This is a genomic window from Shewanella sp. LC6, from assembly GCF_006385735.2.
In the GTDB taxonomy this organism is placed as follows: domain Bacteria; phylum Pseudomonadota; class Gammaproteobacteria; order Enterobacterales; family Shewanellaceae; genus Shewanella; species Shewanella xiamenensis.
Genome location: NZ_CP043902.1, coordinates 1935135 through 1948384, shown reverse-complemented (window position 1 = coordinate 1948384; position 13250 = coordinate 1935135). Strand labels below are relative to the sequence as shown.

Annotated in this window: 13 protein-coding genes; 2 read left to right on the top strand and 11 right to left on the bottom strand. The window is 45.3% G+C overall.

Features of this window, described 5'->3' with window-relative positions:
• Window positions 1–16 precede the first annotated feature (16 nt).
• Window positions 17–568, bottom strand: a complete 552-nt coding sequence (gene gmhB / locus FJD32_RS08775; RefSeq protein WP_140906634.1) for a D-glycero-beta-D-manno-heptose 1,7-bisphosphate 7-phosphatase — start codon at window positions 566–568, stop codon at window positions 17–19.
• A gap of 316 nt (window positions 569–884) precedes the next feature.
• Here gmhB and FJD32_RS08770 point away from each other — a divergent pair, with 316 nt between their 5' ends.
• Both FJD32_RS08770 and FJD32_RS08765 read left to right on the top strand, forming a co-directional pair.
• Window positions 885–1556 (top strand): GntR family transcriptional regulator, encoded by a 672-nt coding sequence (locus FJD32_RS08770; protein ID WP_037419935.1) that lies wholly within the window; start codon window positions 885–887, stop codon window positions 1554–1556.
• 92 nt (window positions 1557–1648) lie between these two features.
• Window positions 1649–2713, top strand: coding sequence for a ketoacyl-ACP synthase III (locus FJD32_RS08765; RefSeq protein WP_140906633.1), 1065 nt, complete (start codon window positions 1649–1651; stop codon window positions 2711–2713).
• Between the two features lie 34 nt (window positions 2714–2747).
• Here the strand turns inward: FJD32_RS08765 and FJD32_RS08760 are convergent, their stop codons facing one another.
• The 10 genes from FJD32_RS08760 to FJD32_RS08715 all read right to left on the bottom strand — a co-directional run bounded on the left by FJD32_RS08760 (window position 2748) and on the right by FJD32_RS08715 (window position 13138).
• A complete protein-coding gene (locus FJD32_RS08760) occupies window positions 2748–3347 on the bottom strand; it encodes a lecithin retinol acyltransferase family protein (RefSeq protein WP_047533632.1) in 600 nt (199 codons plus the stop codon).
• Window positions 3348–3558: 211 nt separating this feature from the next.
• Window positions 3559–4236: an exonuclease domain-containing protein gene (locus FJD32_RS08755; protein ID WP_140906632.1), complete on the bottom strand. Its 678-nt coding sequence runs from the start codon at window positions 4234–4236 to the stop codon at window positions 3559–3561.
• Window positions 4236–6098, bottom strand: a complete 1863-nt coding sequence (locus FJD32_RS08750; RefSeq protein WP_140906631.1) for a DUF294 nucleotidyltransferase-like domain-containing protein — start codon at window positions 6096–6098, stop codon at window positions 4236–4238. The genes FJD32_RS08755 and FJD32_RS08750 overlap by 1 nt, the downstream gene beginning before the upstream one ends.
• A gap of 147 nt (window positions 6099–6245) precedes the next feature.
• Window positions 6246–7982: a sodium:solute symporter family protein gene (locus FJD32_RS08745; RefSeq protein ID WP_037426792.1), complete on the bottom strand. Its 1737-nt coding sequence runs from the start codon at window positions 7980–7982 to the stop codon at window positions 6246–6248.
• An 11-nt stretch (window positions 7983–7993) separates the two neighbouring features.
• Window positions 7994–8260, bottom strand: coding sequence for a DUF4212 domain-containing protein (locus FJD32_RS08740; protein WP_011622295.1), 267 nt, complete (start codon window positions 8258–8260; stop codon window positions 7994–7996).
• A gap of 430 nt (window positions 8261–8690) precedes the next feature.
• Window positions 8691–9314, bottom strand: a complete 624-nt coding sequence (locus FJD32_RS08735) for a thiol:disulfide interchange protein DsbA/DsbL (protein WP_055646939.1) — start codon at window positions 9312–9314, stop codon at window positions 8691–8693.
• Between the two features lie 139 nt (window positions 9315–9453).
• Complete coding sequence (locus tag FJD32_RS08730; protein WP_140906630.1) at window positions 9454–10305, bottom strand: NAD(P)-binding domain-containing protein; 852 nt, start codon at window positions 10303–10305, stop codon at window positions 9454–9456.
• Between the two features lie 68 nt (window positions 10306–10373).
• On the bottom strand, window positions 10374–11579 hold the full coding sequence (locus FJD32_RS08725) for an HD-GYP domain-containing protein (RefSeq protein WP_055646941.1): 1206 nt from the start codon (window positions 11577–11579) through the stop codon (window positions 10374–10376).
• 219 nt (window positions 11580–11798) lie between these two features.
• A complete protein-coding gene (locus tag FJD32_RS08720; RefSeq protein ID WP_037426787.1) occupies window positions 11799–12272 on the bottom strand; it encodes a DUF2919 domain-containing protein in 474 nt (157 codons plus the stop codon).
• Window positions 12273–12517: 245 nt separating this feature from the next.
• Window positions 12518–13138, bottom strand: a complete 621-nt coding sequence (locus tag FJD32_RS08715) for a LysE/ArgO family amino acid transporter (protein WP_023266289.1) — start codon at window positions 13136–13138, stop codon at window positions 12518–12520.
• Window positions 13139–13250: the final 112 nt, after the last annotated feature.

Sequence of the window (13250 nt, the reverse complement as noted above, 5' to 3'; positions counted from 1 at the left end):
AAGTTGCAAGAATAGGCTACTTCTTTAAAAAAACCGGTACATCGGCAATGCTATCGAGCACCACAGACGCCTCGCTATCATCCGCAATGGCTTTACCAGTACGGACGAGGATACGTGTTGGCACCCCTGCCGCTTTAGCCGCGAGCATATCGTCTGCTTTATCGCCCACCATCACCGACTGCGACAATTCAATTTTTAGGAATTTTGCCGCATCGAGTAGCATGCCAGGTTTTGGCTTGCGGCAATCGCAATCGACTTTATATTCGCCGAGACCTTTTTCATTATGGTGCGGGCAATAATAGATACCATCGAGGTCGACACCTTTATCGGCAAAATTCCAATCCATCCATTCGGTGAGACTGTGGAATTGATCTTCGGTATACATGCCACGGGCAATCCCCGACTGATTGGTGACCACCACCAATTTGTATCCCATTTGCTTTAATGCAAGGCAGGCTTCAAACACACCTTCTATATATTCAAAGTCATCCACCTGATGCACATAACCATGATCTTTGTTGATCACACCATCACGGTCTAAAAATACGGCTCGATTGACTGCACTCACAGTACTACTCCACTCACAAAAAACAGCGCTTAATGCGTAATTTTACTATTATTCCATCCATTGCAAAAAATTGCACCGCGAAGTTGACGGATACCACTTAGCAATTTGAGCTTGATTCATATTCTGACAATTCATTTGCCATCGTAACGCCTATAAATGGTCGATTAACACATCTTTAAGGGCGAATTCGTCCGCGAATAATTGTTTTAGCCATCTAGTCGATGCGCAGCTCAATCGAGCTTTCCCTTTATTTGTGCTGTTTTTAACGGTAATCTTGCACGGATAACAATAAAACACCTAAAAATAGACGGTCATAATGAGTCGAACTACGCCTATAGTCCATAAAACCCGCACCCAGTTAGTTGTAGAGGTGCTCAGAGAGAAAATACTTTCGGGTGATATAGCCGCAGGAGAACCACTCAGACAAAGCGCACTAGCCGAAGCATTGAATGTTAGCCGCATTCCGGTAAGAGAAGCCTTGCTGCAACTTGAAGCTGAAGGGCTGGTAAAATTCGAACCCCATAAAGGGGCAACGGCGACTGAATTATCCGTTGAACAAGTGACCGAGCTGTTTGAGTTGCGCGCCATGATCGAGACGGATCTGCTCGCCAAAGCCATTCCACGACTTCAAGAAGAAGATTTAATAAGAGCTGAACGCGTATTAGAACAATTGGAATCAGCCTTTAAACATGAAGATGCCGTCGCCAGTTGGAGCGAGCTAAATACACAGTTTCATACCTGTTTATACCAAGCCGCCAATCGCCCACATACGCTAGAGGTCGTACATGGCCTCAATACCAACTGCGATAGATATATTCGTTTGCAATTACTGCTCGCAGGAGGCATTCCCGCAGCAGAGCACGAGCACCGCGAACTGCTCAATTATTGTAAGCAAAGAGAAACAGAGAAAGCCACGGCGTTACTGCGACATCATATTTTGCATGCCGCAATGACAATTCGGGATCTGGTCGCCAAACAGGTGGTATAGATCACGGACTGTCATTCGTTATACCGATAAGCTTTGTTGTCGATTTGAGGCAGCACTAAAGGTTCTGCCTTTTTTATTTGAGAGAAAACACCATGCAGTACGCCACAATCACTGGCTGGGGAAAATGTGTTCCACCCGCCACTTTGACTAACGATGATCTTGCCACGTTTATCGAAACGTCCGATGAATGGATTAAATCACGCACAGGGATCAGTCAACGTCATATCAGCCATGTGAACACCTCGGAATTAGCCTCAGTTGCCGCCAAGCGTGCGCTTGCAGCGGCTGGGATTGAGGGCAGCGAAATTGATATGATCATTTTAGCCAGCGCTAGCCCAGATACTTTGATCCCCAATATAGCCTCAACAGTGCAGGCCAATATTGGTGCAAGCTGCGCAGCCTTTGATATCAACGCCGCCTGCAGTGGTTTTTTGTACGGCTTAGGTTTAGCTAGCTCACAGATCAAGAGTGGTCAATGCAAGAAAGTCCTCGTTGTGGGCGCCGAACGCTTATCTTTCTACCTCGATTGGTCTCGCCGTGAAACCGCCGTATTGTTTGGTGATGGCGCGGGCGCAGTTGTCGTGGAAGCGACCGATATCCCTGGTGGCGTATTAGGCTATGAGCTGAATAATGATCCCGATGGCCGAGACATCCTCAAAGCGGGTTTTGGTACCGCGATGGATCGATTCTCCGCCGAATCATTAGACTTTTACATCCAATTTGATGGCCAAGAAATTTTTAAACGCGCCATTAATGGTATGAATAAGTTAAGCACTCAAGTGCTGGAAAAATGCGGCGTCGATAAGGATGAAGTTGATTTAGTGATCCCACATCAAGCGAACGAGCGCATTATTGATACCCTCGTTAGCCGCATGAAGATCCCTAAAGAAAAAGCCTTTGTGAATATTGCTAACTATGGCAATACATCGGCGGCAACGATTCCAATCGCGATTTGTGATGCACTCGAAAAAGGGTTAATTAAACCTAACCAAACCATTCTTTCTTGCGCCTTTGGTGCGGGATTAACCTCTGCTGCATTGCTATTGCAATGGGGTGAACGTATCACGCCAGTGCAAATCAGTGATGCCCAATTACCGCCTTGCGATCAAAGTGGAATCGAGTTGGTAAAACGCGCTGTAGACTATTTCTGTAAGTAAGTTTATGCATATAAAGGCCATCATTGGATGGCCTTTATATATCTGTAAGCGCTGATGCTAAATGCATTTCATCCCAGTAAATCCCCTGCCCAAAATAAGCTGCGAGTTTTTGATTTAACTCATTAAAGCTTTTAATCGCTCGTTCTTCACCGCACAGACATGACCACACAAATCGGTGGCAATTATTGTCAAACAGGTCATATTCACGGTACTGATAAATCGCCCGCTCGGCTCGATTAACAATGGTATTAGCGATAAGCGGTTGATGTTGATGATTACAGGCAATAAAAATTTGGCTACCTGTTCGGCCCGCTAAAAATCGCTTTACCGATACGGCTCGAACAAGCCCTGAGCCATGTAACTCCACGATGCAATCATCCGCTAACCAAATCCCAGTATGCTCAATCACCCCAAACACATAACAACAAACGATACTTCCAGGTTGTGGCGTGACTTGCTTAAAACCCTTTTGCCATTGGCTCGGCGCAGTAATCATCGCCTGCTTTGTGCTTACTTGGCGAGGAACGCTGCCTAATAGTCGATTGCGTTCAAGCTGTTGTCGCTTTTCGCGTTCATCGGCGAGCATCAATGCGCCCATCGCTGCACCGCCAATCCATAGTAACGGTAGTGGCATGATCTTCTCCTATTCGCTTAACACTCCAAACCACGCAGTAATACTCGTGTGCACCACTTGCTCAACATAACTTGGCGAGAGCAACCAAACACCGTATAAGCTAAGCAATCGCAAATGCCTCACTCGTAGTGAGTGTAGTCAATGAGCCATTAATCAAATATGAAAAGCCTTCTGTTCCAGAAAATATCGCGAATGAAGTGGCTTAACGTGATTAGGTCAGTAAATCCCCGACCGAAATATCTGCACCTCCCCCCATGGCCGCAACTTGTGCTAATAATAACTCCGCACAAGCTAACGCATCGGTTAATGCACTATGGGCACCGTAAATCGGTAAGTGATAACGCTCTCGACAGGCCCCAAGCCTTAGACTTCCTTCTTTAAGTACCGAATGCTCACGTAATAACCGCTGTTTCTCAAGTACTAAGGTATCTATAGCGGGGAGTAAAACGGCTTGATGGTAGATAGCCAATATATCTTGTTGTAAAAAACGACAATCCAGTGGGGAGTGATGGGCAACTAATACTCGGCCACGGGTTTGAGCAATAAACCATGCCATAGCCTCCTCAATGCTCACCGCTTGGATTAAATGGTTGTCGAGAATCCCATGAATCGTTGCACTTTGGCCGACGCTGCCATTAATTTGCACTAATTTTTGCTGCGCCTCACCAAGGGGGATCACTCCATTTTCAATGGGGACTAAGCCAATGCTTAAGATTTGATCCTGAAGGGGATCTAACCCTGTCATCTCCAAATCCATCGCCATCAAGGGAGCACGATTGATGGGCAGCGCCATCAGCGGGATTAAGGACTGATAATAATCCTTAAATAATTGATGCTGACAGCGCAGTGCTCGCCATTGCAACTTAGCATTAATCAACCAAGCGCCCATTAAAAGCTCCGCATAAATTTCATCTTCATGCCCGACTGGGCGTCATGAACCACCTTGAAGGCATCCCGTAGTTGATGCCGAACTAAAGAAGATAAATGTCCGGGTAACAGATAGTTACTAATCTCAAGTCCCTGCGTATGTTGATAACCTTGGTTTGATAACCGCATATGGGCGATAAACTCATGGGCATCGGCTAAGTTAAGCGCATCCTTACGATTAAGAATATTAGCGTCCATCAGTGCCCGAATGCGTTTGGCGGTATTCACTTCTTTAATGCCCGCAGACAGGGCATATACGCGAGCAATATCATTGATCAAAGCATTCCCCTTATGCTTTAAATCAATGCCTTTTACCTCACTGCCATCGCGCTCTAACACAAATTTTCGAAAGAATCCTAAGGGCGGAGACTCGATTAAGGAATTGCCAGTCAAACCCGCGAGAAAAATATCGTTGTCTTTGGTCTGTGCCAACACCTTATCCTGCAATGCATCAAATAATGATAATGGGCCAAATACCGAACGCATATCGAAGAAAATACTTGCATGCATCAATGCCTTAGGCTCTGGCGTGACAACCCACTTTTCAAAAACCTGCTGCCATTCTTTGAGCGACATACGCCACTTGGGATTTTGCGCCATGATATTACCAGGGCAAAAGGCATAGCCACACTGATCAAGCCCTGCACAAACCGCATGGGTTAACGCATCAAAGTAGCCCTTTGCAAAATCATCCATTTCCTCGGCCACCAGCAAGCCGTTATCTTGATCCGAACAGGCGGCTTGGTCTTGCCGCCCCTGCGAGCCAAAGGCTAACCAACAAAACGCCATCGGTGCCTCACCGAGAATTTGCTGATTTAACACAATCAATCGCCGGGTTAAGGCATCGGTGACCGAGGTCAGCACGCGACCAATCTCCTCAGCCCGTGCATCAGCACTGATTAAATTTTGCAATAACAAGGGGATTTGTTTACTAACGCTAATGAGACTAGCGAGATCACGTTGGCGCTCGATTTCACCAATGAGGAGTAATGGCTGCGAACCTTGACCGCGTAAAATATCGGTACTAGTCACCATGCCAATGGCTTTCACTTCCTCGCTATTTTGCTCATCAATAATCGGCAGATGGTGAATATTATGTTCACTCATCAATAGCATAGCTTCAAAGATCAAGGCATTCGATGAAATCGAAATCGGTGAAGTCGTCATGGCTTGATGCACGGCAATTCGGCCATCAAGCCCAGCGGCGAGCACTCGATTGCGTAAATCTTTATCGGTTAAAATCCCCACCAGCTTACGATTATCGGTGACGAGTAAAGACGATACCCGCGAGTTACGCATCAAAAGGGCTGCTTGCGTTACACTTGCGTGGGCGTCGATCATAATCGGTGAAGATGACATTAAGGTACTAATACGACTGGTGGTCGTCAGATCTTTAGCCTTAAAACGCGCTTCATGGCGTAACCGTTTGGCAAAAGCACGGGTAAAAAATTTATCAAAGTGCCGACTCTCACTTCGTAGCTGATCGAATAATGCCTGTGGTAAGTGGTATACCAAACTGTCTTCAAGAATGGCGACCCGATTGACTACCTTTTCCCCTGACAATAGCGTCGAAAAACCAAAAAACTCCCCTTCGGCGACTCTATCCACTAATACCCCTTCGGGATCGCGCACCTCAAAGGCACCGCTGCGGACCAAATACAATTTCGGCGCATCGGCATCAAAGGTCACAAACCCTGAGGCTTTACTGTAATACCCGACGATGACTGACTTAGCACAATGACGAATGGTTTCGTCAGGCAAAGTATCAAAGGGAGCTGTAGACGTTAAAAACTGCACAACGGGTTGTAATTCGCTGGCGTTCATAGCAACACCTTATTTTAGGTGAATTTTATCCCACTATAACGCGCTCGATTGTTGGGCCATATACGACTAAAGTCAGGCTCAAACTCTGCACTGACACCAAAAACAAAAGGACGCAAACGCGTCCTTTTCTCTTAATCTAGGTGAAAGTTAGTGGCCGCTGGCCTCACCCGCCCCTTTAGGGAAACGGATAGACTCAACCATTTCCTGCACATGAGCTGGTGCCGCTGCGGTCAGTTTGCAGACAATAGCTGCTACCACAAAGTTCACTAGCATACCCACCATACCGATACCTTCAGGCGAAATACCAAGGAACCAGTTCGCAGGCACGTTTGCAGTCGGATCAACAAACTTGAAGTAGATGATATAACCAGCGGTGAAGAATAAGCCAAGCACCATACCTGAAATAGCACCTTCTTTATTCATGGTCTTAGAGAAGATCCCCATGATGATTGCAGGAAACAGAGATGACGCAGCCAAACCGAAGGCGAATGCCACCACCGCCGCCACGAATCCTGGAGGGTTAACCCCGAAGTAACCCGCAATTACAATACCGATACCAGCTGCAAGTCGAGCGTACATTAACTCTTTCTTGTCAGAAATATTTGGCATCAGGTTTTTCTTCATTAAATCGTGTGACACTGATGTTGAGATAACCAACAACAAACCCGCAGAGGTAGATAGCGCCGCAGCGAGGCCACCCGCAGCCACCAGCGCAATCACCCAAGCTGGCAGATTCGCGATTTCTGGCGTTGCTAATACAATGATGTCGTTGTCGATTTTCATTTCGTTAGGGCTAGCAGCATCTTCCATTTTGCCTTTGGCATAGTAGATTTTGCCATCACCATTTTTGTCATCCCATTTGATCAGACCGGTTTTTTCCCAGTTTTTGATCCAATCAGGCGCAGTTTCATAGGCAACACCCTTTTGATCTGGGCCGTTAATGGTTTCGATCATATTGACGCGAGAGAATGCCGCTAATGCAGGAACTGTGGTGTACATGATGGCGATAAACACCAATGCCCAACCCGCTGATATACGTGCATCTTTCACTTTCGGTACGGTGAAGAAACGCACAATAACATGGGGTAAACCCGCTGTACCGACCATCAAAGCACCAGTAATACAGAACACGTCGATCATGCTCTTAGAACCATCGGTGTAAGGGGCCAAGCCTAAATCCACAGAGAGATTATTCAGTTTCTCTAACAGATAAACGCCAGAATTATTCCCCGCAGCATCGAGTAACTCAGCACCAAAACCAATTTGAGGAATGATATGACCCGTCATCATCACAGACAGGAAGATTGCAGGCACCATAAAGGCGAAGATCAGTACGCAATATTGGGCAACCTGAGTATAGGTAATCCCTTTCATACCACCGAGTACCGCATAGAAAAACACCACGGCCATACCAATATATACGCCGGTATCTACCTCTACCTCAAGGAAGCGCGAGAATACCACGCCCACTCCGCGCATTTGGCCAGCAATGTAAGTAAAGCAGATGAAGATGGCGCAAATAACTGCTACCGTGCGCGCCGCTTGGGAGTAATAACGCTCACCCACGAAATCAGGCACGGTAAACTTACCAAATTTACGTAAGTATGGTGCCATACACAGGGCTAATAAAACGTAACCGCCGGTCCACCCCATCAAGTACACACTGCCGTCATAACCGACGAAAGAAACAATACCCGCCAACGAAATGAAAGATGCCGCAGACATCCAGTCGGCGGCGGTTGCCATGCCGTTTACAACAGGATGAACACCACCACCCGCTACATAAAACTCTTTAGTTGAACCTGCACGGGACCAAATTGCAATCCCAATATAGAGGGCAAACGACAGCCCTACAATCAGATAAGTTAATCCTTGTACACCCATCTCTGTGCTCCTTAGTCTTCTTGTACGTTATATTTTTTATCTAAGGCGTTGGCTTTTGCCGCGTAGACAAAAATAAGCGCAACAAAGACATACATCGATCCCTGTTGAGCAAACCAGAAACCTAATTTGAATCCCATAAAATGGATTTCATTGAGTACATCAACCAATAGAATGCCGCATCCAAACGAAACTGCGGCCCAAATAGCTAATAGGCCCAAAACCAGACGTAAATTCTCGTTCCAGTAACCTTTTGCTTTATCATTATTTTCAAACGCCATAGCGACTCCCCTGTGCTGTTTTATTTTTAAGTCTCGTTAAATCTAGCAACAGCTGGAGTGACCACAATCAAGACCTTAGTCTAATTTGCGAAATACCTCACATAGCAAAAAATAAAATATCATTTAAAACCATAAACTTAACAATGATTTTACATTTTGTTGCAAAAGTCGTTTTTTGAGCAACTTAGACCAATGTCGAAGAACCTAAGACTAGAAAGAGACAAATTAGCGTGATAAGTGGAACAACTAGAAAGTAGTAATAGCCTGTCATATAAACAAAATATCGTATTACTTCGAGTGTAATACGAGAGCTATCATCTCAACCTATACCACTTAGATTTGTCAGCAGACAGGCAAAAAATAACCCAGCATGGCTGGGTTATGGGAAACTGGTAAATTGGCGCCAGCATAGACGCCAGTATCAACGTTATTATTTAGCGGCTAAGTACTTCACTAACTCAGCCAGTTCTTCAGGAGTATGAACCTGAGACGTGACTAAATAACGGCCATTTACCAATAATGATGGCACACCTTTAATCCCGGCCAATTCCGCTTGCGAATCGTAACTCATCAGTGAAAATTTAGCGTCAACAGAATTCATCGCCGCATCCACATCATCAGCTTTAGCACCTTGAGCCACAAAAAAGGCTTTCACTTGCTCAGGGCGGGTAAATTGCTCACCCTTGTCATGAATTTGTTTAAAAATCGCCTCATGGACTTGCTTGGTCATATTGAGCTTTTGCGCGATATAATAAGCCAATTGGCTCAGTTCCCAAGCAGGACGCCCCGCCCCCACAGGCGTACGCTCAAAGGCTACATCCTTGCCCAAGAGTTTTACCGTGGAAGCCACAAAGGGTTCCTGTTTGTAGCAATGTGGGCAGTTATAGGAAAAAAACTCTCGCAGCACAGGCTTTTGCGCCTCGCTCATACCTGCGACAGTGACATAATCCTTCCCTTCTTCAAAACTGGCCGCTTGCAGCGCAAAACTGGCGCTTAAGACCAATCCACAGGCCAAAGCAGCCAAAGGTCGAACAAGATTAGTTAGGGTTTTCATATATTCTCTTCTTATTAGTGAATGATTAACACGCATCATTGAATCGTAAGTCGTTTGCAACAGGCACAGGCCATTAAGATACCTCAAAATATGGCTATTGTTCTTAAACATTTGTTAACAATAGGTGGTAAATCCGCCGCTAACAGGCCGCTAGCATCGTAATTGGGGAGGTAAACTGATACTTAAATCCCAGATCGCGGACGATTTTATCCCCCAGAATCACTTTGCTGGGTTGCAGCTGGGTATTAAATTGCGGTTCAGCCAATCCCAGTGACAGAGCCGCAGCACCGTAAAATTCGCTTCTCGATGGATGCTCTGGCGCGCATAGATTATAGATAGAGGCGATCTTCTCTCCCTTTAGCTTAGTGTCAATAATTAAACTCACTGCCGCGACGCAATCCTGTAAATGCACGAGATTGACTGCAACATTACCACCAGCCACATCGGTTTTGCCTGCAAAAAAACGCCCCGGATGACGCTTTGGTCCAACGAGTCCAGCAAAACGCACCACGCAAGTATTAGATTGGTGAGCAAATAAAGCTTCAGCATCCAGTAACACCTGCGCTGAAGGTGACTCGGCCTGGGCATCGGCTTCGGTCATGGATTTATCAAGAGAGGGATAAACGCCCGTGGTGCTAATAAACACTATGCCTTGATATTGCCAGCCTTGGGTTAAGTCGATGAGTTGTTTCAGTTCGTTAAGATAAGCTGTATTACCATGCTTTAGACGAGGAGGAATATTAACAACAAGAAAGTCTGTCTGAAATAAGTCTTGCAACAGCTGTGCATCGGGAACAATATCAGCCTCATCACCAAGTTGTAGTTGGAATGCCTCAATACCCGCGTGTGTTAACGCCGGAAGATCCTCACACTGGCGCTTAGCCCCAGTCACGCGATAACCGGCTTGAACAAGTTGTTTTGCGAGCGCAAAACCGAACCACCCACAGCCTACAACCGCAACACTCTTTTTCTCCACCACAGTGTGTTCCATTATCTCTGACCTACTTACTGCTAATCATATATTTTGGCCAATAGCATACGGAACTCTGGTAAAGGGATTCAAGCTTGTAAGGAACTAAAATAAAAACTAATCCCCTTATCGACCTGCAATGTTCGCCTTGCGCCCTCAGTTAAATCTTCAACTCGCAAAGACTTTTGCACTGTCACGCCCTCATCACTTAAAAAGCGTAACGAGGCTTCACTACCATCTTCTTTACAGGCCCACACCTGAGGCTGACTCACTTCTTTCGTGGTCATAATGACTTTTGCAACGCTATCATCCGATAGCTTAACTAAGGTCCCTGGTGGATAAATACCTAATATCTTGACTAAGACAGAAATCAACGATTCCGAATGTTTACTGGCTCTATTTTTAAATAAGTAACCGAGGGCAACTTGAGGAGAAGAAGCTTGCTGACCACTCAGTTGCTGATCGTAATCATTTGCTAGACTAACGATTTGAGTCACGATGGGAATTTTATGACCTGTGAGCCCATCAGGGAAACCCGAACCATCAACAAACTCATGGTGATGTAACACGATATTTAATACTTCTTTGGGGAACAGCCCTGAACGATTAAGCATGTCATAGCCAAAATTAGGATGCATCTGTAAGTAATTGGCTTCATGGGGAGTCAGAGCACCACGCTTTCGACGGATCACATCGGGCACTTTTAGCTTACCAATATCATGGAATAAACTGCCAAGGGCAATATCGCGCAAATCCCTCGCTGGTAAATCCAGTGCATGACCTATCATCATGGCGAGCACCGCCACTGATACACCATGCTGGGTCACACTCACATCCTTTTCGTCCATCCCAACTAAGGTCAAGAAGGGTTTTTCCACCTCTTGTAAATGACTGAGTAAATCTTCAACTAACGCTGCAGACAGGCGATATGCTCCTTCAGGATCGCTCACTATCTTGCCATACATATTCCGGCACTGATTAACACTCTCTAAAAAACGTTTTTGACTTAAACGCATCGATTTACGGGTATCTGCTTTTAAATCTCGCTCTGGTGGCGCGGCTTCAATATCTTCAATGTCTTCCTCTTCTTCAGCAGTATCAATCTCATCATTACTGCCAGAAATGAGGTAAACATAGGGAACACCAAGCCCCCGGATCATCTCAATCTGAGCCGCACTATTGATATCAACTCGGTTAAATAAGAATGGGTGATTTGTCCACGACAAAGGCAACTTAACCCGCATACCGGGCTGAAGTTCTGAGAGTAGTAATTTTTTATGAGCTGCTTTTGCCACGCAATATGACTCCTTTCATGCACGCAAGAATGCAATATGACTTCTTGGCGCGTACATTTAAGCTAAGTACATATAACTATAGATGATTCAGCAAAATCAGTAAGCTGTTGGTGAAAAAATGCTTATCAAACTGAGGGATAGAACACATAAATTATGCTAACTTCATCGAATAAGACATAAAAAACAGTAATAACAAAGAGATGTAGACTACTATGTTATTTAAGTTTTTATTTCCTTCGGCCAATCCGTGAGGTAATAACGCAGTCGTTTTGACTGATAGACATAAAGACAGGACCAAAACAACACCAAGGCATCGAGTGCCAAACTCCAATGGAATAAAAACTGTCCGTGAATTAACCGCTGAGACAGTAAAACCGCATCAACTAATAACAATAACCACAGTCCCCATTTGAGATGGACAAACAACGGCCGAATCCATGAGGGCGAGCGGCGCCGCTCCGCGAGTACGACAAAATAAAGCACTACAGCACCAAGACCTGCCGCAAGTGCAAGTAAAAAGTCTGATTTTTCAGGATAAAAGAGCCTTACCAATTCAGCTCTATCACTGGCTTGAGTCAAGGAGGCGATAAAAATACACCAGCCTCGCGCGAGGAATGCCAAAATCACATATAAAAAAATCGGCGGTTTAATATGGCCTTTATCATCAAGCCAAGTGATGTGACTAAAATTCAACGGCAATCCATTAAGTAAAAACTTAAGCAATAAATATTAAATGGTGCCTATTGGCGTAATTTCAATGGGAGGGATAAACAAATCAAGCACACTCAACGGTTAGGTCAACATTTCCGCCGTGTGCGCTACCCCATACTCCCTGCGATATGTAGATTTAACCATTTGAACTTAATAAGAATAAGGTCGAAGGATTAGCCCCATCGACCTGAACATGACAACCAGCCATAAAATTTCAAAAAGGCACATTAATTTACCGTCATATATGGCCAAATAATTGCCGCGGCGATGCTCCACATAGTCAACCAAATAAAGCGATCTAAGTATCGCCACGCCGCTGGACGACTAAATATCGGCGCCAATAAACGCGCACCAAAACTTAAGCTAAAGAACCAAATAAACGAAGCCAGTACCGCGCCCGCACCAAACCAAGGACGATGGGCATCTTCGAACTGAGTACTAATGCTCCCCAGCAGCACCACTGTATCTAAATAAAGGTGTGGATTAAGCAGGCTGATCCCAAGTGTGGTCAGCATGGCCTTACGCAAAGTGTCGGCATTTTGCGCATTATCCATCTCCATCCCTTTAGCGACAAACGAGGCTTTAAGTGCATTCGCACCATACCAAATCAAAAAGGCGGCACCACCAAAACTAGCCACATGTTTGATAGTCGGAAAGGCTTCAATAATATGCCCAAGCCCAGCAACCCCCGCAGTGATCATTAAGGCATCGATGATTGAACAAAGCAGCGCAATCGGCAAAGGATAAGCTCGCTTAATCCCCTGCTTTAGCACAAATGCATTTTGCGCCCCTACGGCAATGATCAAACTACCACCAATGCCCATACCTTGTATAAACGCCGTTTGCATAACTACCTCTCATGTCTGAAGAAGGCGCTAGCATAGACAAAACAACAAAATTAATATAACTAATGTTTTTTATGTATCATAAGTAAAATTAATAACCTTAAGGACGGCAATC

Coding starts and splice junctions, on each gene's coding strand:
- FJD32_RS08770 (WP_037419935.1), top strand. CDS start 885: ATGAGTCGAACTACGCCTATAGTCCATAAAACCCGCACCCAGTTAGTT.
- FJD32_RS08765 (WP_140906633.1), top strand. CDS start 1,649: ATGCAGTACGCCACAATCACTGGCTGGGGAAAATGTGTTCCACCCGCC.
- FJD32_RS08760 (WP_047533632.1), bottom strand. CDS start 3,347: ATGCCACTACCGTTACTATGGATTGGCGGTGCAGCGATGGGCGCATTG.
- FJD32_RS08755 (WP_140906632.1), bottom strand. CDS start 4,236: ATGGGCGCTTGGTTGATTAATGCTAAGTTGCAATGGCGAGCACTGCGC.
- FJD32_RS08750 (WP_140906631.1), bottom strand. CDS start 6,098: ATGAACGCCAGCGAATTACAACCCGTTGTGCAGTTTTTAACGTCTACA.
- FJD32_RS08745 (WP_037426792.1), bottom strand. CDS start 7,982: ATGGGTGTACAAGGATTAACTTATCTGATTGTAGGGCTGTCGTTTGCC.
- FJD32_RS08740 (WP_011622295.1), bottom strand. CDS start 8,260: ATGGCGTTTGAAAATAATGATAAAGCAAAAGGTTACTGGAACGAGAAT.
- FJD32_RS08735 (WP_055646939.1), bottom strand. CDS start 9,314: ATGAAAACCCTAACTAATCTTGTTCGACCTTTGGCTGCTTTGGCCTGT.
- FJD32_RS08730 (WP_140906630.1), bottom strand. CDS start 10,305: ATGGAACACACTGTGGTGGAGAAAAAGAGTGTTGCGGTTGTAGGCTGT.
- FJD32_RS08715 (WP_023266289.1), bottom strand. CDS start 13,138: ATGCAAACGGCGTTTATACAAGGTATGGGCATTGGTGGTAGTTTGATC.